At 63.3% G+C, this 21664-nt stretch carries 21 protein-coding genes and 4 tRNA genes; 11 read left to right on the top strand and 14 right to left on the bottom strand.

Translation table 11 applies throughout. The annotated features are described in order from the left end of the window. The first annotated feature begins 61 nt into the window (after nucleotides 1–61). Nucleotides 62–493, top strand: coding sequence for a nuclear transport factor 2 family protein (locus tag ACE039_RS12150; RefSeq protein WP_485822498.1), 432 nt, complete (start codon nucleotides 62–64; stop codon nucleotides 491–493). Here ACE039_RS12150 and ACE039_RS12155 read toward each other — a convergent pair. From ACE039_RS12155 to ACE039_RS12190, 8 genes are all read right to left on the bottom strand, one after another. Continuing rightward, a complete protein-coding gene (locus ACE039_RS12155) occupies nucleotides 490–1086 on the bottom strand; it encodes a DUF2946 family protein (protein WP_485822477.1) in 597 nt (198 codons plus the stop codon). The genes ACE039_RS12150 and ACE039_RS12155 overlap by 4 nt on opposite strands. A 2-nt stretch (nucleotides 1087–1088) precedes the next feature. Then, on the bottom strand, nucleotides 1089–1442 hold the full coding sequence (locus ACE039_RS12160) for a hypothetical protein (protein ID WP_485822499.1): 354 nt from the start codon (nucleotides 1440–1442) through the stop codon (nucleotides 1089–1091). A gap of 99 nt (nucleotides 1443–1541) precedes the next feature. Continuing rightward, nucleotides 1542–1615: transfer RNA gene (locus tag ACE039_RS12165), tRNA-Cys, on the bottom strand. Nucleotides 1616–1670: 55 nt separating this feature from the next. Beyond that, nucleotides 1671–1746: transfer RNA gene (locus ACE039_RS12170), tRNA-Gly, on the bottom strand. 223 nt (nucleotides 1747–1969) lie between these two features. Next, on the bottom strand, nucleotides 1970–2584 hold the full coding sequence (locus ACE039_RS12175; RefSeq protein WP_485822478.1) for a hypothetical protein: 615 nt from the start codon (nucleotides 2582–2584) through the stop codon (nucleotides 1970–1972). A 102-nt stretch (nucleotides 2585–2686) separates the two neighbouring features. Continuing rightward, nucleotides 2687–2762, bottom strand: a tRNA-Gly gene (locus ACE039_RS12180). A 142-nt stretch (nucleotides 2763–2904) separates the two neighbouring features. Continuing rightward, nucleotides 2905–3615, bottom strand: coding sequence for a hypothetical protein (locus tag ACE039_RS12185; protein WP_485822479.1), 711 nt, complete (start codon nucleotides 3613–3615; stop codon nucleotides 2905–2907). 386 nt (nucleotides 3616–4001) lie between these two features. Beyond that, a tRNA-Gly gene (locus ACE039_RS12190) sits at nucleotides 4002–4077 on the bottom strand. Nucleotides 4078–4270: 193 nt separating this feature from the next. Here ACE039_RS12190 and murB point away from each other — a divergent pair. Next, nucleotides 4271–5317: a UDP-N-acetylmuramate dehydrogenase gene (gene murB / locus ACE039_RS12195; protein ID WP_485822480.1), complete on the top strand. Its 1047-nt coding sequence runs from the start codon at nucleotides 4271–4273 to the stop codon at nucleotides 5315–5317. A 104-nt stretch (nucleotides 5318–5421) separates the two neighbouring features. On the opposite strand, the gene dapB is transcribed toward murB, so the two are convergent. Continuing rightward, the gene (gene dapB / locus ACE039_RS12200) at nucleotides 5422–6213 is read right to left on the bottom strand and encodes a 4-hydroxy-tetrahydrodipicolinate reductase (protein WP_448709739.1); all 792 of its coding nucleotides are present in this window, start codon (nucleotides 6211–6213) and stop codon (nucleotides 5422–5424) included. A gap of 18 nt (nucleotides 6214–6231) precedes the next feature. Further along, a complete protein-coding gene (locus tag ACE039_RS12205; RefSeq protein ID WP_105555322.1) occupies nucleotides 6232–6768 on the bottom strand; it encodes an outer membrane protein assembly factor BamE in 537 nt (178 codons plus the stop codon). 157 nt (nucleotides 6769–6925) lie between these two features. On the opposite strand from ACE039_RS12205, the gene fur reads away from it, so the two are divergent. After that, the gene (fur, locus tag ACE039_RS12210) at nucleotides 6926–7345 is read left to right on the top strand and encodes a ferric iron uptake transcriptional regulator (protein ID WP_006223539.1); all 420 of its coding nucleotides are present in this window, start codon (nucleotides 6926–6928) and stop codon (nucleotides 7343–7345) included. Nucleotides 7346–7514: 169 nt separating this feature from the next. On the opposite strand, the gene recN is transcribed toward fur, so the two are convergent. Both recN and ACE039_RS12220 read right to left on the bottom strand, forming a co-directional pair. Then, nucleotides 7515–9176 (bottom strand): DNA repair protein RecN, encoded by a 1662-nt coding sequence (gene recN, locus ACE039_RS12215; RefSeq protein ID WP_485822481.1) that lies wholly within the window; start codon nucleotides 9174–9176, stop codon nucleotides 7515–7517. A 13-nt stretch (nucleotides 9177–9189) separates the two neighbouring features. Beyond that, nucleotides 9190–10089: an NAD kinase gene (locus tag ACE039_RS12220; protein ID WP_313463832.1), complete on the bottom strand. Its 900-nt coding sequence runs from the start codon at nucleotides 10087–10089 to the stop codon at nucleotides 9190–9192. Nucleotides 10090–10231: 142 nt separating this feature from the next. On the opposite strand from ACE039_RS12220, the gene hrcA reads away from it, so the two are divergent. The 7 genes from hrcA to dnaJ all read left to right on the top strand — a co-directional run bounded on the left by hrcA (nucleotide 10232) and on the right by dnaJ (nucleotide 16985). Further along, nucleotides 10232–11236 carry a heat-inducible transcriptional repressor HrcA gene (gene hrcA / locus ACE039_RS12225; RefSeq protein ID WP_006223542.1) on the top strand — a complete coding sequence of 335 codons (1005 nt, stop codon included), beginning with the start codon at nucleotides 10232–10234 and terminating at the stop codon, nucleotides 11234–11236. A gap of 45 nt (nucleotides 11237–11281) precedes the next feature. Continuing rightward, nucleotides 11282–12406 (top strand): ferrochelatase, encoded by a 1125-nt coding sequence (gene hemH / locus ACE039_RS12230; protein ID WP_105555320.1) that lies wholly within the window; start codon nucleotides 11282–11284, stop codon nucleotides 12404–12406. After that, entirely contained in the window at nucleotides 12396–12632 is a 237-nt protein-coding gene (locus ACE039_RS12235) for a hypothetical protein (protein WP_485822482.1), read from the top strand. Before hemH ends, ACE039_RS12235 begins: the two co-directional genes overlap by 11 nt. Before the next feature lie 124 nt (nucleotides 12633–12756). After that, on the top strand, nucleotides 12757–13314 hold the full coding sequence (gene grpE, locus ACE039_RS12240; protein WP_105555318.1) for a nucleotide exchange factor GrpE: 558 nt from the start codon (nucleotides 12757–12759) through the stop codon (nucleotides 13312–13314). Nucleotides 13315–13331: 17 nt separating this feature from the next. Next, entirely contained in the window at nucleotides 13332–13736 is a 405-nt protein-coding gene (locus tag ACE039_RS12245) for a YbbN family protein (RefSeq protein ID WP_448709954.1), read from the top strand. An 80-nt stretch (nucleotides 13737–13816) separates the two neighbouring features. After that, complete coding sequence (gene dnaK, locus ACE039_RS12250) at nucleotides 13817–15742, top strand: molecular chaperone DnaK (RefSeq protein ID WP_105555316.1); 1926 nt, start codon at nucleotides 13817–13819, stop codon at nucleotides 15740–15742. A gap of 109 nt (nucleotides 15743–15851) precedes the next feature. Then, nucleotides 15852–16985: a molecular chaperone DnaJ gene (dnaJ, locus tag ACE039_RS12255; RefSeq protein WP_105555315.1), complete on the top strand. Its 1134-nt coding sequence runs from the start codon at nucleotides 15852–15854 to the stop codon at nucleotides 16983–16985. A 414-nt stretch (nucleotides 16986–17399) separates the two neighbouring features. On the opposite strand, the gene ACE039_RS12260 is transcribed toward dnaJ, so the two are convergent. Both ACE039_RS12260 and ACE039_RS12265 read right to left on the bottom strand, forming a co-directional pair. Then, nucleotides 17400–17789, bottom strand: coding sequence for a DUF4148 domain-containing protein (locus tag ACE039_RS12260; RefSeq protein WP_485822483.1), 390 nt, complete (start codon nucleotides 17787–17789; stop codon nucleotides 17400–17402). 286 nt (nucleotides 17790–18075) lie between these two features. Next, nucleotides 18076–20832 carry a M16 family metallopeptidase gene (locus tag ACE039_RS12265; RefSeq protein ID WP_313461121.1) on the bottom strand — a complete coding sequence of 919 codons (2757 nt, stop codon included), beginning with the start codon at nucleotides 20830–20832 and terminating at the stop codon, nucleotides 18076–18078. Between the two features lie 107 nt (nucleotides 20833–20939). On the opposite strand from ACE039_RS12265, the gene ACE039_RS12270 reads away from it, so the two are divergent. Next, nucleotides 20940–21539: a GNAT family N-acetyltransferase gene (locus ACE039_RS12270; protein ID WP_105555313.1), complete on the top strand. Its 600-nt coding sequence runs from the start codon at nucleotides 20940–20942 to the stop codon at nucleotides 21537–21539. The last annotated feature ends 125 nt before the right edge of the window (nucleotides 21540–21664 follow it).

The following is a 21664-nucleotide window of genomic DNA, read 5'->3' on the forward strand; positions in this document are numbered from 1 at the left end:
GCCCGCCTTTTTTCATTCAGGAGTCCCGATGATTGTTCCGATGCCACTGATCCGACGCGCCATGGGCGCGTTGTTGTGTGCCGCCGCTTTGTCGCCCGCCGTGCAGGCAAGCCCCGAGCAAGAGGCCGCCAACAAGGCGGCGGTGCTGGCTTTCTACGAGAAGGGACTGAATCAGAAGGATGCGGATGCCGCGCTGAAATATGTGGGCGACCGCTATGTGCAGCACAATCCCAACGCGGCCGATGGCCCGGAGGGCTTTCGCAAGTTCGTCGCCTTCCTGCGCGATAAATTCCCGGCCTCGCACAGCGAGATCAAGCGCGTCTTCACCGATGGGAATTATGTGATCCTGCACGTGCACGCGGTGCGCGAACCCGGCTCGCGCGGCAACGCCATCATCGATATCTTTCGTTTGGAGCAGGGCAAGATCGTCGAGCATTGGGATGCGGTGCAGCCCATTCCCGAGCAGTCCGCCAATGCCAACGGCATGTTCTAAGCCTGGGCAGCAGGATTGGGGTCGAATGCCAATTGCTGCGCGACCGCCTGCCTGGTGATCGGCCGCAGTGGCGCGGCCGGGTAGGCCCCGGGCCAAGAGACGGCAATGGACTGGCCGGGCGCCAGATCGGCCAGCGCGTCCAGCAAGGGCTTCCCCGGTTCCGCGACAAGCTTCTCCAGCAGCGCGGGCAGGTCCCGGTCCAGCACGATGCCTCCACCCGCCTGCGTCATCGCATACAGCTGGCCTGCGTCGTCCAGCCACCATCCGCTGATGGATTCAACCGGTACATTCGTATGGGTGACCAGGTGGCCGTTGTCGTCGCTTAACCGCAGCACGAACGGGGCAGCGTCCAGGCGCACGAAGACGCGCTGCGGTCCATTCTGAAAGAACCACCGGCCCGCATCGTCATGCCCGTAGTTGCGGTTGATGAAGTCCAGGATCTGGGTATTGGTGATGGACTCGCCTTCGCCGCCTTGCGTGGCCTGGCCTTGCGGGTGCAGGCGCCAGCGGCCGCGGCCGTCCAGCGACAACCAACCGAATACCGCGGGCACGTCGGGCCACCGGGCGATGGCGTCCTTCACCGATTGATCCATGTTCAGGGCCGGATGATGATGGGGGGAGGGGTGATGACGATCGCGGGCGCGGCCATGGGCATGATGACCTGCGGCGGCGCCATGTAGCCCTGATGATAATCGTCACGGCATTTGCGCTTTTCCTGGTATTCGCCGTTGCGCTTCCATTTGCGCTCGACCCGGCAGTTGCCTTCCCAGTACTTCTCTTTGTATTCGCGGCCGTGGCGGTGCTCGTGGCGGTCGGAATCCGCTTCGGCCGCCAGCGGCGCAAGCGACAGCAGCGCGGCGGTCGACAAGGCCAGCAAAGGGGAATACGCGCGGGAATTCGTGCGGGAATTCGTGCGGGAACGGCCGCGGAAATTCAGAATGCGGTGCATGGGTTCGACGTCAAATGAAAACGGCGTCACCATAGCAATCATTCGATTGACGGCGCGTAGGGATGCGTAACGAAATGCAGGGGGAAGGGGAAAAGATGCTGGAGGCGCAAGCCGGAATCGAACCGACGTACACGGATTTGCAATCCGCTGCATGACCACTCTGCCATTGCGCCAGCACTTGCAAGAAAAAAGGAAGCGCGGTGTTGGCCGTTGCTTCCTTTTTGTATTTGGAGCGGGAGACGAGTCTCGAACTCGCGACCTCAACCTTGGCAAGGTTGCGCTCTACCAACTGAGCTACTCCCGCTTTGTACTGCTATATTGCTTGGTACCTATTTCAGTACCACATGCATCGGTACCCCGTGCATCACTACTACATGCATCGCTGCATGTTTGGTGAAGGTCCGCAGAAGCTTTTTGCTTGTTCTCTGCTTGTTGGTTGTTTGAAGTTATCTCTGAACCCGTCTCCACCAAAGACAGCAATTATACACGAAAATTTTGGCTTGTGTGGAAAAAGGGGCGGGGCGGAATTAGCGTTCATCGCCACGCTGCCATTGCTGATAGGCGTAGCGGGTCGCCGCAGATACCGATTCCAGCACTTTTTGATGGTTGACCTGATGCCGCAGCATCAATCGCGCATCGGCCACTGCGCGAGATTTGCAGAACCAATGGCAGCTGTGCTGCAGCAGATATAGCTCTGCCGAGAGTTGGAACGCGCGGGCTTTCGCGTCCAGGTGATCTTCGTTGTCCACGACGTGACGCAGGCCGGCTGCGTGGATGTGCAGCAGTTCACGAAAATCCCGGGTTGCCGCAGGAACAAAGCGTTCGATGTACGGCACGCAAAGCGAGAGCTTGGATACGCGAGCGGCCTGCGGGCTTTCCTTTTGCATCGCGTTGGCCAGCGAGTTTGCCTGGGATGCCATGGCGCGTTCGGTCTGGGCAAAAGTTTCCAGCACCTGCAGCTGGCGCGATTCGGTTTCCTCGCGAATGGCGCGGGAGTAGCCTTGCGTCAGCGTTTCCATGTGACGCTCAAGCTGCATGCTGCCCAAATGCCGCCCCAGCAAGGCGATGCGCGCGCGCTGGTAGCGCACGCGCAACACTTGCCATGCCAAGGCCACCATCAGCAGGATTAATACGCTGTCCATCGCCTATGTCCTCTTTGCAAAATCCGCCGTTGCTAAACCCGCCATGGCTAAACCCGCACACAAAGCAAAAGGCCCAAACCGAAGTCTGGGCCTTTTTGAATGTGGAGCGGGAGACGAGTCTCGAACTCGCGACCTCAACCTTGGCAAGGTTGCGCTCTACCAACTGAGCTACTCCCGCATTTTCCCGCGCTGAAAACATCTGGATTTGTGCAACCCGAAACGTTGTTCTTTGCAAGAGAGGCGGAAGTATACAGAAATTTAAAAAATCTGCACGCGGCGAGGGGAATAAGATCGAATTTCGTGGCCGGGCCCGGGGGCGCTCAATCGCTTATTTCACAGACGACGCGGTGCGTGCGCAGTTGCTGTTGCACGTCCAGATAGCACAGCATCACGCTGTTCTCCAGGCATGCGATCGTGGCCGCGCTAGCCAGTTCGGGCGGCAGGCTGCCAAGGTCGAATGCGATGCTCGCCGCAGGGCTCGCCTCGTGGCGTATCCGCGCGAGGATGCGGTCAAGCCGCAGGGTCAGCTGGCGGATGTCGCGGGTATCGGGCAAGGCGTGGGCGTGCAACGAGATGCTCGCGGCGGCGCAAGCGGTTTCCAGCGGCGCCAGTTCGCCGGCTTGCCGGTACAGCGCATGCAGCGTGGTGCACCGGGCGGTGCGGGGGGGGCCGCGCAGTGTCTGGTCGCCGGTCGCAAGGGTGATCAGGTGGTCCGGTTTCGGAGAGGCGATCGGAGGGCTCATCCGGTAAAGGACACGCCGCTTGAAGTGGTGCACCGTCATCATCGAAGAGGCGAACATCAGCAGCAGCGCCAACAGCAAGGGCATCAGCCAGATCATCAGGCTGGGGCGGTCCGTGAACGGGTGCAGGTAGTTTTCGACCGCGGCCGGGTAGAAGTAGCGTAGCAGCGGCTTGAACATGAGCCCTTCGTTCAGCGCATCGGTGACCCAGCTGATCAGTACGACGGAACCGATCGCGTAGCTGGCCGTTTTCAAGCGGTGCAGCAACACCGCGCGGCTGATTCCCTTCATGGCGCAGACCTCCTTGGAGATTGGCCGAGGGTGCGTCACGCGCGGCCGGGAAGACCATCGATTATGCCCAGCGGGGCGAGGGTTGCGCCCCGGCCTGCGCCCGAGTCTGCCGAAGGTTTGATATCCGGCAACTCAGGGAGGAGCGCAATCGGTCCGGCGCTTGGGAAATGCCGGCTCGTCCGGGCCGGCCAGCAGCTCGGCCAGGCGCGTTCGTGCCGCAGGCGGCAAGCGGGGGCGAGCAGTGGATTGAAGGTGGGGGTATGGAAGTGCGGCATGCATGTGCGGGCGTGCGGCATGCATGCGTATCGAGCGGGCATGAAAAAAGGGCCCGCAGGCCCTTTTTAATGATTTGCAGAATTTTCAAAAAAACGCTGCAAATCTGAATTTGGAGCGGGAGACGAGTCTCGAACTCGCGACCTCAACCTTGGCAAGGTTGCGCTCTACCAACTGAGCTACTCCCGCGTGGATTCTGAAAAAACGATCCAGAACCTTTTTCTTATTCACTCTGATCAACTTGGTTATCGATCAGAAGGCGCGCATCTTACATGATTTTTTTGAGTTTGTCATGAGCATGGCGTTGCGTGAACATCAGGCCCAAACACTCAATCAAGTAATATGAGCGAAGACAGAAACTATAGCATAGCCAGTAGCACCCATGTCAAATCCTGCCACCTCCAACGCCGCGCCTGTTGCGTTGATCCCCACTGCCCAAGACCTGACCCGGCTCAATACGTTGGGCCTGGTTTCCCAGTCTGGCGCGTTCGTCACGTTGAGCGACCCTGCGCAATTGCCCGCGTTGTCGGCGCTTGCGCGGCAGGCCGACTCGCTGCTTGTGCTGGGGGGCGGCAGCAATGTGGTGCTGCCGCGGCGAGTGCCGGGCCTGGTGGCCCAGGTGGCGTTCAAGGGCGTGCGCTTGCTTGAGGCGCGACCCGATGCATGGCTGGTCGAGGCCGCGGGCGGCGAGAACTGGCATCGCTTCGTGGAAACCTGCGTGGACAACGGCTGGGACGGCCTGGAAAATCTGGCGCTGATCCCCGGCACGGTGGGGGCTGCGCCCGTGCAGAACATCGGCGCCTATGGCGTGGAGTTCGATGCGCGCTTCCATAGCCTGACGGCGTGGGACGTGCCGGCGGGACGGCTCGTTGAAATGCAGGCGGACGATTGCCGCTTTTCCTATCGCGACAGTGCCTTCAAGCACGACGCGCCCGGCCGCTGGATCATCGTCAGCGTGCGCTTCGCATTGCCCCGACCCTGGCAGCCCGTGCTGGGCTACCCGGACCTGCAACGCCATGCGCGACTGGCACAAGGGGCGCCGGCCGCGCGCGACATTTTCGACGCCGTGTGCGAGATCCGTCGCGCCAAATTGCCCGACCCTGCCGTGACCGGCAATGCGGGCAGCTTCTTCAAGAATCCCATCGTCACGGCGGGCGTGCGCGACAGCCTGGCGGAGCGGTTTCCCGGGCTGGTGTCCTATGCCCAGCCGGACGGGGGCTACAAGTTGGCCGCGGGCTGGCTGATTGATCAGTGCGGCTGGAAGGGGCGGGCGTTGGGCGCGGCGGGCGTGCATGACCGGCAGGCGCTCGTGCTGGTGAACCGCGGCGGGGCTACCGCGACGGACATCATGGGGTTGGCGCAAGCGATTCAGCAGGCCGTCGCCGACCGCTATGGCGTCAGGCTGGAGCCCGAGCCGGTCGTCGTCTGAGCGGCGGCCGCTGCCAACGCATCCAGCATCTGCCCGTCCTGGGCTGCCTTTTCTCCAGGCAAAAAAAAGGATCCCTCGGGATCCTTTTTCGTGTCGGCCCGGCCTTAGAAGCCCAGCACGGACTGCATGTCGTACAGGCCGTTGTGCTTGTCTTCCAGGAAGCGCGCGGCGCGCAGCGCGCCCTCGGCGTAGGTGGCGCGGCTGGCCGAACGGTGAGTGATCTCGATGCGTTCGCCGATGCCGCAGAACGACACCGTGTGGTCGCCCACGATATCGCCGCCGCGCAAGACCGAAAAGCCGATGGTGCCGGGCTTGCGCACGCCGGTGTCGCCGTGGCGGCTCCAGGTGGCGACGTCGGGCAGGGCGACATCCCAAGCCGATGCGATGGTTTCGCCCATCTTCAAGGCGGTGCCCGACGGCGCGTCGACCTTGTTGCGGTGGTGCGCTTCGAACACTTCGACGTCGTAGCCGGAATTCAAAATGCGGGCAGCCATGTCCAGCAGCTTGAGCGTGGCGTTGACGCCGACGCTCATGTTGGGTGCGAATACGATGGCGATCTTCTGCGCGGCGACTTCGATCGCGGCGCGGCCGTTGTCGTCGAAGCCGGTCGTGCCGATCACGGCGCGCGTGCCGTGCTTGACGCAGGCCTGCAAGTGCTCGAGCGTACCTTCGGGGCGGGTGAAGTCGATCAGGCAGTCGGCTTGGGCCAGGGCGTCGAGGTCATCGGTGATGAGCACGCCGGTCTGTTGGCCCAGCGGGGCGCCGGCATCCTGGCCCAAGGCGGACGAGCCCTGGCGGTCCAGCGCAACCGTCAGTTGCAGGCCGGATGACTTGAGGACGGCATCGATCAGCATCTGGCCCATACGGCCGCTGGCGCCGGCAATTGCAATACGCATGTAGAAGAATCCTTGGAGTTAGCGCAGCGGCTCGGGCGCGTTGCCCGGCTGGCCGGGGTATTGGTTCAGCGGGCTGACCGGGGCGGCCGAATCACGCTTCTGCTGGTCCGCTTCTTCCTTCAACCGGGCCTCGTCCTGGTCCAGGCGCTTGTCGGCCTTTTCGTCGGACGTGGCGCTGGGCGTATTCAGCTGATAGGGTTGCAGGTCTGGCTGCTTGTCGCCTTCCCAGCGGGTCAGCCGGTCATTCTCGAACCAGACGGTGAACTTGCGTTCACGGGCTTCGCCGTAGCCGGGCTTGTAGTAGTAGGGGTAGTCCCAGCGATTGGCGTGCAGCACGCTGGTCAGCGTGGGGCTGCCAAGCGCAAAGCGCACCTGTTCGCGCGTCATGCCGGGCTGCAGCAGAGCGACTTGTTCCTGGGTGATCCAGTTGCCTTGCTGGACGCCGGCCTTGTAGGGGAAGCCCCACTTGTCCCCGGAGCAGCCGGCAAGGGCGACGGCCAGGGCGGCAACGGCCAATCCGGTCTTCAGCGAGCGGGAGGGAATTCGTGCAATCATGGACACTACGCGCCCCTATTATTTGGAAGCAGACAAAACCGTTATCATAAAGGTTTCATAAGGATAGTTCCGCGGGGCGGCATGAATTCAGGGGAGCCGGCTCGCGGCGCGCCCCACATCCTTGCCCATGCCAACGCGGACGGAGAGCGATTACACCATGAGCGACCAAAGCGAACTGAAGAACATGGGTTTGAAGGCGACATTTCCCCGCCTGAAGATTCTTGATATTTTCCGTAAATCCGACCAGCGTCACCTTAGCGCCGAAGACGTCTATCGCGCCCTGATCGGCGAAAACGTCGAAATCGGCCTGGCAACGGTCTATCGCGTGCTGACGCAGTTCGAGCAGGCCGGCATCCTGGCTCGCAGCCAGTTCGACAGCGGCAAGGCCGTGTTCGAACTCAATGATGGCGATCACCACGATCACCTCATCTGCACGAACTGCGGCAAGGTTGTCGAGTTTTCGGATCCGGACATCGAAAAGCGCCAGCAAAAGATCGCCAAAGACAATGGCTTCGCGCTGGAAAGCCATGCGATGGTGCTTTACGGCATCTGCGGCAGCTGCTTGAAAGGCCGCTAAGCAGCTAAGCCGCCCGTCGCACCGCCCGCGGCCGCGCTCGTCGCGGGTGAGTGAGAACAAAAGCCCCTTCCAGCGGAAGGGGCTTTTTCATGGGCGCGGCGATACGCCCCGCGGGCCACGGGTGTGGTCGATTGCAGCGGGCGGGGCGGAGGGGGGGCGTAAGCGGAAATCAGGCAGCCGGTTGACCGAAGCCTTCCAGCATTTCCCGGGCGTGTTCGCGGGTGGTGGCGGTGAGCTTGATACCGCCCAGCATCCGGGCGATCTCTTCGACCCGGGCGGGGGCGTCCAGCTCTTTGATGCTGGAACGGGTCGTGCCGCGCGATTCGGTCTTGCTGACCAGGAATTGGTTGTTGCCGCAGGCGGCGACCTGCGGCAAATGGGTGACGCACAGCACCTGATGGCGTTCGCCCAGTTCGCGCAGCAGTTTGCCGACGGCTTCGGCCACCGCGCCGCCGACGCCGCTGTCGACTTCGTCGAAGATCAGCGTGGGGACGCGGGCCGCGCGGCTGGCGATGACGGAAAGCGCCAGCGAGATGCGCGACAGTTCACCGCCCGAGGCCACTTTGGCCAGGGGGCGGGGCGTGGTGCCGGCATGGCCGGCCACCAGGAACTCGACCTGTTCATTACCGTGCGCGGAGGGCGCGGCCGCGGTGAGCGTAGGCTCGAATTTGCCGCCTTGCATGGCCAGCGTCTGCATGGCCAGCGTAACCTGCTTGCCCAGATCTTTCGCGACCTTGCGGCGGGCGTTACTGAGCTTGGCGGCCGTTGCATCGTATTGCGCCTGGGCGGCCGCGGACTGGGCGCGCAAGGCGTCGATGTCGCCAGCCGCCTGCAAGGCGGCCAATTCGGCGTGCAGCGAGTCGCGCAGTTCGCATAGCGCATTGGGTTCGACCCGGAATTTGCGCGCGGTTTCAAACACCAGGCCCAGCCGCGCTTCCACGTCGGCCAGGCGCTTGGGATCCAGATCAACGCGGCTGACGTAGTTGTTCAGGTCCGACACGGCTTCGCTGATGGCGATGCGGGCGGATTCCAGCTCGTCGTGGACACCTTGCAGGCCGGGGTCGTGCCGCAGCATCTGCTGAATCCGGTGGTTGGCGGCCGTGATGCGGTGGTGCGCGGAATCGCCTTCACCGTCCAGCGCTTCCAGGATCTGCGACGCACCGTCCAACAGCGATTGGGAGTGCGACAGGCGGGTGTGCTCGGATTGCAGCGCGTCCCATTCGTCAGTTCCCAAGGCCAACTGGTCGAGTTCGTCGGCCTGCCATTGCAGGCGGTCGCGCTCGGTGGCAAGGCTGGCCGCATCTTTTTCGGCGGCCTCGAGTTGACGGGCCACCGCGCGCCATTGTTTCCAGGCCTGGCCGACGGCCTGGCGCAGGTCGCCATGGCCGCCGTGGGCGTCCAGCAGGTCGCGCTGGGCATCGGGGCGCATCAAGCTTTGATGGGCGTGCTGGCCGTGGATGTCGACCAGGCTGTCGCCCAGCTCGCGGAGCTGGGCCACGGTGGCGGGCGTGCCGTTGATGTAGGCCCGGCTTCGGCCCTGCGCGTCGATCACGCGGCGCAGCGACAGTTCGTCGTCGGCGTCGATCTGGCGCTCGGCCAGCCAGGCGTGCAGCGATTTGGGCGTGTCGAAGACGGCCGTGATGTCGGCGCGCGGCGCGCCTTCGCGCAGCATGCTGGCGTCGCCGCGTTCGCCGAGCGTCAGCGCCAGCGCGTCCACCAGGATGGATTTGCCCGCGCCGGTCTCGCCGGAGAAGACGGTGAAGCCGGGGCCAAAATGAATTTCGGTCTGTTCGACGATGACGAAGTCGCGGATATGCAGGGTGCGCAGCATGTCGGGGCGCTTACTACTCTACGTTGTCGGTGGCTTGGGGCATCAGGTTCCAGTGCAGCTTGCGGCGCAGGGTGGAAAAGAAGCTGTACCCCTCGGGATGCACGAAGCGGATGGTGTGGGGCGCGCGTTGCACGACGATGCGGTCGCCCGGTTGCAGGTCTGACCACGTCTGCATGTCGAAATGCACGCTGGCGCCGACTTCCACGCGGCCCATGGCCGTCAGTGTCATGTTCAGCACGCCGGTGTCGGGAATCACGATGGGGCGGTTCGACAGCGTTTGCGGCGCCACAGGCACCAGCACCATGGCATTCATGCCGGGGTGCAGGATGGGGCCGTTCGCGGACAGCGCGTACGCGGTGGAACCCGTGGGCGTGGCGATGATCAGGCCATCGGCGCGTTGCGTGTACATGAACGCGCCGTCCAGCTCGACGCGCACCTCGATCATGCCGCCGCGTCCGGCGCGGTTCAGCACGACGTCGTTCAAGGCCGACGCGGAATACATCTTTTGGTCGCCGCGCCACACGCTGCCTTCCAGCAGCATGCGCTCTTCGATCTGGAAGCTGCCTTCGAGCACGCGCGCCAATGCGCCATGCGCGTCCTGCAGCGGGATGTCGGTGATGAAGCCCAATCGGCCGTGGTTGATGCCGACCAGCGGCACGCCGAAAGGCGCCAGGTGGCGGCCCGCGCCCAGCACGGTGCCGTCGCCACCCATCACGACGGCCAGCGACGCGCGCTGGCCGATTTCTTCGAGCGTCGCGACGGGATACTCGGTCAAGCCGGTGTTGCGGGCGGTATCGGCGTCGATGAGCACGTGCCGGCCCGCTTGCGTCAGCGCGTGCGCAAGCGCTCTCAGCGGGGTGTCCAGGCCGGTGTCCTGGTATCTGCCGATCAGGGCGACGGTAGGAAAGTGCATGGATGCGTGCTTATCGAAAAAGGGCAAAACCAGGATGCCGGAACCCGCCGGGGCGGGCTGATTTGCCGATTATATGGGGCCGCATATCGGCGTGCAGGACAAAAATCGCCTTAATCGGAAAAGATTCCCTAAAATACCTGTTATGGATGACCGCGCACGCGCACTACTGAAAGCGTTGATAGAACGCTACATCGCCGATGGGCAGCCCGTCGGCTCGCGGACGCTATCGAAAGTCTTCGACTTGTCCCCGGCCACAATCCGCAATGTCATGGCGGACCTGGAAGAGCTGGGGCTGATCCATAGCCCGCATACGTCCGCCGGCCGTGTCCCCACGCCGCGGGGTTACCGCATGTTCGTCGATTCCTTGCTGGCCGTGCAGTCCTATCAGCTGCAGCCGCACAATATGGGCGAAATGCTGTCGGCTGCGGAACCCACCCGCGCCGTCAATGCGGCGGCTGCGCTGTTGTCGAACCTGACGCAGTTCGCGGGGGTGGTGCTGACCCCCAAGCGCGCCCAGGTGTTCCGCCAGATCGAATTCATCCGTCTGTCCGACAAGCGGGTCCTGCTGATCATCGTCACGCCCGATGGCGACGTCCAGAACCGGATCCTGTTCGTGCAGCGCGATTATGTCGAAGCCGAATTGCTGGAAGCCGGCAATTTCTTCAACATGCATTTCGCCGGCAAGTCCTTCAATGCCGTGCGGCAGACCCTGTCGACCGAACTCGCCCAACTGCGCGAAGACATCTCGCGCCTGATGCAGGCGGCGGTGGAAGCCAGCGCGGAGGCGGCCGAAGACGGCGACGCCATGATTATTTCCGGCGAGCGCAAGCTGTTGGACGTGACGGACATCGCGTCCGATATGGACCGGCTGCGCAAGATGTTCTCGCTGTTCGAAAAAAAGACCGATCTGCTGCAATTGCTGGATGTGTCCAGCCGCGCACAGGGGGTGCAGATCTACATCGGCGGCGACTCGCAGCTTGTGCCGATGGAAGAGGTCTCGGTCATTACCGCGCCGTACGGCGTGGATGGCAAGGTGGTGGGCACGCTGGGCGTGATCGGACCCACCCGCATGGCTTACGAGCGCGTCATTCCCATCGTGGACATCACGGCGCGCCTGTTGTCCAACGCGCTCAGCCACAACCAGTAGTTCCATTCAAAGCTACATCCTCCTCGCGGAGGAAGGGGAGTCTTCGTGTTTCTTCGCCTGTTCAAGTACTTGTGGCCTGAACGCTATCTGCCGGAAACCGAGCAGGACGACCCCTTCAACGAAGACCCTCCGCCGCGCGGCCCGGGCAAGGTTGGCGTGCTGCTGGTGAACCTGGGCACGCCCGATACCCCGGACAAGGCGGGCATCAAGAAATACCTGGGCGAATTCCTGTCCGACCCCCGCGTGATCGAAATTCCCCGCTATCTGTGGAAGCCCATCCTGCATGGGCTGGTGCTGACCATGCGTCCCAAGAAGCTGGCGCCGCGCTATGCCGGCGTGTGGCTGAAAGAGGGCTCGCCCCTGATGGTCTATAGCCAGCGGCAGGCCGACGGCGTGCGCGCGGCGTTGCAGGCGGCGGGCATTGATGCCGTGGTGGAATTGGGCATGCGCTATGGCAATCCGTCGATTCCCGATGCGATCACGCGCCTGCGCGCCGCGGGCTGCGAGCGCATCCTGACCGTGCCGTTGTATCCGCAATACGCCGCCAGCACGACGGCCACGGTGGTCGACGCGGTGACCCGGCACGCCGGGCGCCTGCGAGACCAGCCCGAACTGCGCTTCACCAAGCGCTTTCACGAAGACCCGGCGTGGCTGGACCCGTTGGCCGCGCGGATCGAATCCTTCTGGCGTGAACACGGCAAGCCGCAGAAGCTGGTGATGAGCTTTCACGGCCTGCCGCGTTACTCGATCGAGCTGGGCGACCCCTATTACCGCGACTGCATGGACTCCGCGCGCCTGTTGTCGCAACGCCTTTCCCTGCCGCGCGAACAGATCGAGGTGACCTTCCAGAGCCGCTTCGGCACCGCCCGCTGGCTGGAGCCCTACACCGAACCCACGCTCAAGGCGCTGGCGGCCTCGGGGGTGACCGAGGTGGATGTGGTGTGCCCGGGATTTGTGGCAGACTGTCTGGAAACCCTGGAAGAGATCAGCCTGGAATGCCGCGACGCGTTTGTCGAGGCAGGCGGCAAGCAATTCCGCTACATCCCCGCACTGAACGACGATCCCGCCTGGATCGCCGGCCTGGCCGGCATAGTGGAACGAAACTTGCAGGGCTGGCCGCTGACATCCCGGGCCACCACGGACTTGAAGGAGAAGGCGCATGCACCATGATCCCAAGAGCGGCAAGGTCGTGAAAAAGGGGACGGTTACCACCCCGGTTGACGAAGATCAGATCGAGCACGACCTGGACGAAGCGCTGGCCGAGACCTTTCCCGCCAGCGACCCCATCGCGGTCCGGCCGGAGCCGGACGAAGACGACGCCCGGGTCGATCGCGCATTGAAAGAGAGTTTCCCCGCCAGCGACCCGGTCGCGCCGGCCCAACCCCACAAGAAGTAAGCGGGTGCTCCGCCCGGGCGTCCGGGCGGGCGCCGTCAGGGAATATTTCGCTATCCCGGGCTTGAAATAGGGGTATTGGCCCCCATTCATGTCTGCGAAAGCCATTCTTTTTGGAGGATTCCCCATGACGGCACCCCACGAGCCTGTTGATCAGACGCCCGAAGTCGGCCAGAACGCCGACGCGGCCCCCGCCGCCCAGGACGCCGCGCAGGCCGAGCTGGACGAGTTGCGCGCCCAGCTGGACGCGGCCCAGGCCACCGTCAATGAACAGCACGATCAGCTTCTGCGCGTGCAGGCCGAAGCCGAGAACGTGCGCCGCCGCGCTCAGGAAGAAGTGTCCAAGGCGCGCAAATTCGGCATCGAGTCGTTCGCTGAAAGCCTGGTTCCGGTCAAGGACAGCCTGGAAGCCGCCTTGGCCCAGCCCGACCAGACCGTCGAAACGCTGCGTGAAGGCGTTGAGGTCACCCTGAAGCAACTGGCTGCGGCCTTTGAGCGCAATCTGCTCAAGGAAATCGCGCCGGCCCAGGGCGACAAGTTCGACCCGCACCTGCATCAAGCCATTTCGTCGATCCCCAACGCACAGCCCGCCAACACCGTGCTGCAGCTGCTGCAAAAAGGCTATGCCATCGCCGACCGTACCCTGCGCCCGGCGCTGGTGGTGGTGTCCGCGGGCCAGGGCTGATTGCAGCCCTGCGTGCCATGACCGACCCTCGTTTCGATCCGGCTCAGGTCTTCCAGGTGTTCGGCATGCGTCATGTCGACTCTGCCGGATTCGATGCGGCCGTGGTCCTGGCGCCGGGGTCGGACCTGCGTTGCGTGTTTTTGTGGGGCCAGGATTGCTATAACTGCAATCTTTTCAAGCAGGCGGCGTTGCTGCACCAGGAAACGCTGCTAGGCCTGGGCCTGACCTGGTTCGAGGCCGACGTCTATGCGGACGAGCCCCTGGGCCGTCGCTTTTCGCTGCATGGTGTCCCCACTTTTGTATTGTTCCGGGCCGGAAAGCGGCTTGGACGTATCACCGGCTGGCCCGGATTGCCCCAGTTCACGGCGGCCATCCAGCGGTTACAGGACCCGGGTGCGGAAAATTCCGGCCAGGCGTCTTGAAAAACCCTGCGAGTAGCCCCAGTTATGTGGGGACAAGAAGTTTCCCTCTATTTTCATAGATTTAATTCAAGGTACCCACCATGAGCAAGATTATTGGCATTGACCTGGGCACGACCAACAGCTGCGTGGCTGTCATGGACGGCGGGCAGGTCAAAATCATTGAAAACGCGGAAGGTGCTCGCACCACCCCCTCGATCGTCGCCTACATGGACGACGGCGAGACCCTGGTCGGCGCTCCCGCCAAGCGCCAGGCCGTGACCAACCCGCGCAACACCCTGTATGCGGTGAAGCGCCTGATCGGTCGCAAGTTTGAAGAAAAAGCGGTGCAAAAGGACATCAACCTGATGCCCTACACCATTGCCCGCGCCGACAACGGCGACGCCTGGGTGGAAGTGCGCGGCAAGAAGATGGCGCCTCCCCAAGTGTCGGCCGACGTGCTGCGCAAGATGAAGAAGACCGCCGAGGACTACCTGGGCGAAGAAGTGACCGAGGCCGTCATCACCGTGCCCGCCTACTTCAACGACAGCCAGCGCCAGGCCACCAAGGACGCCGGCCGCATCGCCGGCCTGGAAGTCAAGCGCATCATCAACGAGCCCACCGCGGCCGCGTTGGCGTTCGGCCTGGACAAGACCGAAAAGGGCGACCGCAAGATCGCCGTCTATGACTTGGGCGGTGGCACGTTCGACGTGTCCATCATCGAAATCGCCGACGTTGACGGTGAAAAGCAGTTCGAAGTGCTGTCGACCAACGGCGACACCTTCCTGGGCGGCGAAGACTTCGACCAGCGCATCATTGACTACATCATCGCCGAGTTCAAGAAAGAGCAAGGCGTCGATCTGTCCAAGGACGTGCTGGCGCTGCAACGCCTGAAGGAAGCGGCTGAAAAGGCCAAGATCGAACTGTCGTCCGCTCAGCAGACCGAAATCAACCTGCCGTACATCACGGCGGATGCCTCGGGTCCGAAGCACTTGAACCTGAAGATCACGCGCGCCAAGCTGGAAGCGCTGGTCGAAGAACTGATCGAACGCACGATCGAGCCGTGCCGCGTGGCCATCAAGGACGCCGGCGTGAAGGTTTCCGACATCGATGACGTGATCCTGGTCGGCGGCATGACCCGCATGCCCAAGGTCCAGGAAAAGGTGAAGGAATTCTTCGGCAAGGATCCGCGCAAGGACGTGAACCCCGATGAAGCCGTCGCCGCTGGCGCCGCCATCCAGGGTTCCGTGCTGTCGGGCGACCGCAAGGACGTGCTGCTGCTGGACGTGACGCCGCTGTCGCTGGGTATCGAAACCCTGGGCGGCGTGATGACGAAGATGATCCAGAAGAACACGACGATCCCGACCCGGTTCTCGCAGACCTTCTCGACCGCCGACGACAACCAGCCGGCCGTGACGATCAAGGTGTTCCAGGGCGAACGCGAAATTGCCGCGGGCAACAAGGCGCTGGGCGAGTTCAACCTTGAAGGAATCCCGCCGTCGCCGCGTGGCATGCCGCAGATCGAAGTCACGTTCGACATCGACGCCAACGGCATCCTGCACGTGTCCGCGAAGGACAAGGGCACCGGCAAGGAAAACAAGATCACCATCAAGGCCAATTCGGGTCTGTCGGAAGACGAGATCCAGCGCATGGTCAAGGATGCCGAGGCCAACGCCGAGGAAGATCACCGCGTTGCCGAGCTGGCACAGTCGCGCAACCAGGCCGACGCGCTGGTGCACGCCACCCGCAAGTCGTTGACCGAGTATGGCGACAAGCTTGAAGCGGCTGAGAAGGAAAGCATCGAAGCCGCCATCAAGGACCTGGAAGACACCTTGAAGGATGGCGACAAGGCCGCGATCGACGCCAAGGCGGAAGCCCTGTCGACCGCCTCGCAGAAGCTGGGCGAGAAGATGTACGCCGACATGCAGGCGCAACAAGCCGCCGGCCAGCAGCAAGCGGCCGACAACGCGAAGCCGGTGGACGACAACGTCGTCGACGCCGACTTCAAGGAAGTCAAGCGCGACCAATAATGGCCGGGCACTGACCAGCCTCTGCCGCCCGGTAGCCGGAGAAATCCGCCTACCGGGCGTACTCATTCTGTAGCACTGAAAAGATGGCTCGTTTTTGAGCCCACGGATCATGGCAAAACGCGACTATTACGAAGTCCTGGGCGTAGCGAAAAACGCCGCGGACGACGAACTCAAGAAGGCCTATCGAAAGCTGGCCATGAAGTACCACCCGGACCGCAATCCGGACAGCAAAGAAGCCGAAGAGAAGTTCAAGGAAGCCAAGGAAGCCTACGAGGTCCTGGGTGACGAACAGAAGCGCGCCGCGTATGACCGCTATGGCCATGCGGGCGTCGATCCCAACTCCGCCGGCATGGGTGGAGCGGGCATGGGCGGCGGCTTTGCCGACGCCTTTGGCGATATCTTCGGCGAAATTTTCGGCGGCGCTGGCGGCGGTGGCCGTCGCGGCGGCGGCCCGCAGGTGTACCGCGGCGCCGACCTGAAGTACGCGCTGGAAATCACGTTGGAACAGGCCGCGGCCGGCTTCGACACCGAAATCCGCGTGCCCAGCTGGGAAAACTGCGATACCTGCCACGGCTCTGGCGCCAAGGCCGGCACTTCGCCCAAGACCTGCCGCACCTGCGGCGGTTCGGGCGCCGTGCGCATGCAGCAAGGCTTCTTCAGCGTGCAGCAGACTTGCCCCACGTGCCACGGCAACGGCAAGGAAATCACCGACCCGTGCCCGTCCTGCGATGGCGTGGGCCGCATCCGCCGCAACAAGACCTTGCAGGTCAAGATTCCGGCCGGCATCGACGACGGCATGCGCATCCGCTCTAGCGGCAATGGCGAGCCGGGCATCAATGGCGGCCCTCCGGGCGACTTGTATGTGGAAATCCACATCAAGCAGCACAAGATCTTCCAGCGCGACGGCGACGACCTGCACTGCGAACTGACCATCCCGTTCACCACGGCGGCGTTGGGCGGCGAGCTTCAGGTGCCCACGCTGGGCGGCAAGGCCGAGATCTCGATTCCCGAAGGCACGCAGTCCGGCAAGACCTTCCGCCTGCGCGGCAAGGGCATCCGCGGCGTGCGGGGCAGTTATCCGGGTGATCTGTACTGCCACGTCGTCGTGGAAACGCCGGTTCGCCTGAGCGAAGACCAGAAGAGCATCCTGCGCCAATTCGAGACGTCGCTGAACGACGGGGGCGACCGCCACTCGCCGCAAAGCAAGTCCTGGACGGACCGCGTGAAGGAATTCTTCAGCTAAATCGCGCCAGGCGGCCCTGGCCGCCAACGTTGACCCATGCACCCCGCGGACCGGAACTGCTATCCGGCTGCGGGGTGTTTTCATTGGCGCGGGTCGGCTTGGCAAGCACCGCCGATAGGGCCGCGGCCCCCAATGAAAAAGGCCGCGGCTTTCGCCGCGGCCTCACTGCTACTGCAACTTCTTTACTACGACAGCAACTGCCTTACTGCAACTGCTTTCCTGCAACTGCACCTCTTTACTGCAACTGCAACTTCTACATCGACTTCAGTTTCGACTTCGAACTTCAACAGCAACTTCCAGTACATCAACAGCTACTACTACTACTACTACTACTACTGCGGTTGCCGCTGTATCCGAAAAAACCGGCCCCAAGCCATGATGCCGCCTGAGGCCGGCCGGGCTACAGCAAGCAGCTCACCGGGTGATCGGCGGGTATTCGAGTTCGCCGAACGTGTATTGACCGCTGGCCTTGGCTTGGGCCAATTCCTGCTGGACTTCGGCGCGCGTCTTGACGGCGGCCGGGGCGGCGACGACGGGCGGGTATTCAAGTTCGCCGAACGTGTATTGGCCGCTGATCTTGGCTTGTTGCAATTGGGCTTGCACTTCTTGCGAGCTCAGGCTGGCGGCCTGCGGCTGGGCGGGCGGATAGTCCAGTTCACCGAAGGTGTATTGGCCGGTGGCCTTGGCTTGCTGCAGCTCGGTCGCGACCTGGTCGCGGGTCTTGCCTTGTTCAACGCCGGCGGCTTGGGCGCCGACGCCAACCAGGGCCAGGGATAGCAACAGGGTGGTGGTTAGGGTTTTCATGGTAGACCTCCAATCGTTTTCAAGTGGGGACCGAATCCGGCGGCCCTCCGTCGTGGTTCGTTTCGTTTCCCGATGACTGAATTCTGCGCGTTATCCCACTTGGGATAAACCCGTATTCCTTGAAAACATCTTTCCAAATAACCGAGTAATCGATCGGTTATGCATAAATTTCCCCGTTGGTGGCATGGTTTTGCCGAATCGAAGGCCGGGGCGCGGAAGCGGCAGCGTTTCATCATGCAAAAAAAAGCCCCTGCCGAGGCAGGGGCCGATGGGTCGCGCGCAGGCGTCAGGGCGCGGCTTTTTTCTTGAAGTCGCCGGCCACCGCGGTGCTGAAGCCGTCCGCACGCAGGTATTTGCGGAGCGCCGCATTGACCGCGTCGGGCGTCAGCGCCGAGATCTTCTTGTCCATCTCGGCCGACCATTCGAACGTGCGGCCGCGTTGCAGGTAGTCCAGCCACGTGCCAGCCAGGATGTCGTCTTGCGCGCGGGCCAGGTTGCGGTAGTTCAGCAGGGCGTTGATACCGTCCGAGATTTCCTTCTCTGAGAAACCGTCTTTCAAGACGCGGGCAAGCTCTTCGTTGATGGCTTTTTCCAGGCGTTCGCGGTTCTGGGGCGCATAGATGGCGTACATGGTCCAGCTGGCGCTGGGTTCGAACGAGGACACCGACAGCGAGCTGCGCACGTTATAGGACAGGCCCTCGGTTTCGCGCACGCGATTCCACAGGCGCGAGGTTTCGGATGCGCCGAACAAGTAGTTGGCCAGGTACAGGGACGCGTAATCGGCATCCGTGTCCTGCAACTTCAGCGGCATGCGCGAGATGTAGAACGCGTTGGCCTTGTCGGGCGTGTCGATGTCGAATTGCTTGGCGGGGATGTCGCGGTACGGATTGGCGACCCGGGTATAGGCGGGCGCCTTCTTCCAGCCGGCCAAGCCGGTCTTGATGGCCTTTTCCACGGCTTCCGGCTCGAAATCACCGACGGCCGAATACTCGATCTTGCCCGCGCCGTAGAACTTGGCGTGGAACTTCACCAGGGCGTCGCGGTTCAGGCCGCGTACGCTGGCAAGCGATTCTTCGAACGTGGGCACGTAGCGCAGGTCGTTGGCAGGCCACGGATTATCCTGGCGGGCCAAGGCGCGGCCGGCCAGCGCCGAAGGCTCGGTCATGGCGTTCTGGATCGAGGTTTCAAGCTGGCGCTGGTATTCGTCCAGCTGCTCTTTCGGGAAGTTGGCGTTGCGCACGATTTCAAGCGCCAGCGCGGTCAGTTCGGGCAGGTTCTCGCCCTTGGTCGACATGGCGATCTTGAGGGTGGTGCCGCCGCCGCTGAAGCCGAGTTCGGCCTGCAGTTTGTCCAGGCGGTCCTGGATGTCCTGGCGCGACAGCTTCGGCGTGCCACGGGTCAGCAGGTCGGCCACGGCGCTGGAGTTCACGCGCTGGCCGAGCAGGTCTTTTTCGTTGCCGAACTGGATCAGCATCTGGGCCTGTACCCGGTTGCCGCGGGTGGCCTTGGGCAACAGGGCCAACTGGACCGGGCCGTTGGGCAGGTCCAGCTTTTTGCGCTGGGTCAGCTTGTCGATGTTGCCCGGAGTGGGATCAAACGCGGAAGCGGCCTTGAAGTCCGGATCGCCCTTGTAGTCCTTGAATACGGCGGTCAGGTCCTCGCGCTGCAACTGCGGAGCGCGCAGGGGCTTTTCCGTGGGGATATAGCGGCCTTCGATGCGGTTGCTTTGCACCAGGTACGTGACGGCGGCTTGCTGGACTTCGGCCAGAGAAGCCTTGCGGGCGCGATCGCGCTGCAGGAAGAACAGGCGCCAGTCGCCCGCGGCGATGGCTTCGGACAGGGCCACGCCGACTTGCTCCGGATCGCTATAGGTTTGTTCCCATGCCGTCAGCCATTTGCTGCGGGCGCGGTCCAATTCCTGCTGCGTGAACGGCTTCTTGGCCAGCGTTTCCAGGGTGCTGGTCAGGGCCTTCACGGCGGTGTCCAGACTCTTGCCCGGCGGCAATTGCGCACCGAACATCGCCAGGCCCGGATCGCGGTTTTCCATGGTGAAGCCGAACACGCCAGAGGCCAGCTTGGTGGCAACCAGCGCGTGGTACAGGCGGCCCGACGGCGTGTCGGACAGGATGACGGTGGCCAGGTCCAGCGGGACGAAATCGGGGCTGCCGGCGGCGGGGATGTGGTACATCGCGGCCACCAGCGGGGTGCCGCCGGTGCGGCGCAGCGTCACCGAGCGTTCGCCATCCTGCACCGGTTCGACGGTGTATTCGGGCGGGAGCTTGCGGTCGGGCTTGGGCAGCTTGCCCAGCGTGGCCTCGATGTCCGCCAGCGTGGTCTGCGGGTCGAACTTGCCGGCCACGATCAGCACGGCGTTGTCGGGCTGGTAATACTCGTGGTAGAAGGCGCGCAACTGCCCGATGTCCACGTTTTCCACGTCGGAGCGGGCGCCGATGGTGTTCTTGCCATAGCTGTGCCATTGGTACGCGGCGGCCTGCATCTTCTGCATCAGGATGCGGGATGGGCTGTTTTCGCCGCTTTCCATTTCATTGCGCACCACGGTCATTTCCGAATCCAGGTCTTCCCGGGCGATCAGGGAATTGACCATGGCGTCGGCTTGCCAGCCCAGATACCACTTGAGGGTGTCGGGGTTGGCGGCGAAGCTGGCGAAATAGTTGGTGCGGTCGCTGGAGGTCGAGCCGTTGGCCTGCAGGCCGCGGCGCGAGAACTCGCCCATGGCGTTGCGGGTGGTGGACGTGCCTTTGAACAGCATGTGTTCAAGCAGGTGCGCCATGCCGGTCTGGCCGTAGTTTTCGTTGCGCGAGCCCACCAGGTAGGTCATGTTGACCGTGGTCGAGGGTTTGGACTCATCGGGAACCAGCAGCACTCTCAGGCCATTGGCCAATCGGTATTCGGTGATGCCTTCAATCGAGGCGGCCTCCGAGACGCCGGCCGGAAGGCTGGCGGCCCCGGCCTGGAAGGCCAGGAAGGAGGAAAACAGCAGCACACCCAGCGGGCGCGGCAGCTTCGATAGGGACAGGCGCATGGCAGACAATTCCTTTGGCATGGCAGAATCCGTTGGAGTGTATACGTTGGCAATGGTTCAAGGGCCGCTCCCGCAGCGCCTGCCGCCGTACGGCAAGGAAATCAGATATGTCTTTATCGCTGGAAGTAGAAACGCCGCGCCTGGTGCTGCGGCAATGGCGCGCCGATGACCGCAAGCCGTTTGCCGAGATGAACGCGGACCCGCGCGTCACGGAATTCCTGATGCCGCTCACCGCGCCGGAAAGCGATGCGCTGGCCAGCCGGCTGGCGGCGGGGATCGACGAGCATGGCTGGGGCCTCTGGGCGGTAGAGGCGCCTGGCGTGGCGCCCTTCGTGGGATTCGTGGGCATCAAACCGATGCCGCCGGCGTTGCCGTTCGCCCCGGGCGTCGAGATCGGCTGGCGCCTGGCCTGGCCGTTCTGGGGGCGCGGCTACGCCAGCGAGGCAGCCTGGGCCGCGTTGCGCGTGGGATTCGAGCAGGTCGGGCTGGCCGAGATCGTCGCGTTTACCGCCGTGGGCAACCAGCGGTCGCGGGCCGTGATGGCCCGCCTGGGCATGCGGCAGGACGCCGAGCCTTTCGATCATCCCGCCGTTCCGCAAGGCCATCCGCTGCGTCGGCATGTGCTGTACCGCATGGACCGGGAACAGTGGCGCAGCCATCAAAATGGTGACACAGACCCAGGCGGAACGCCGGTCGCCGCCGCATAATCGCCCGAAAACCGCATCGGCATAGGGTGCTGCGATGCAACATCGTTAGCGCACAAGGCAAATTTGGGTGGCCGGCCGCGCGGGTGTAAGCTTTGACGCATGTAGTAGCTGTTGCCGACGGGATG

Source organism: Achromobacter maghribensis, from assembly GCF_057334215.1.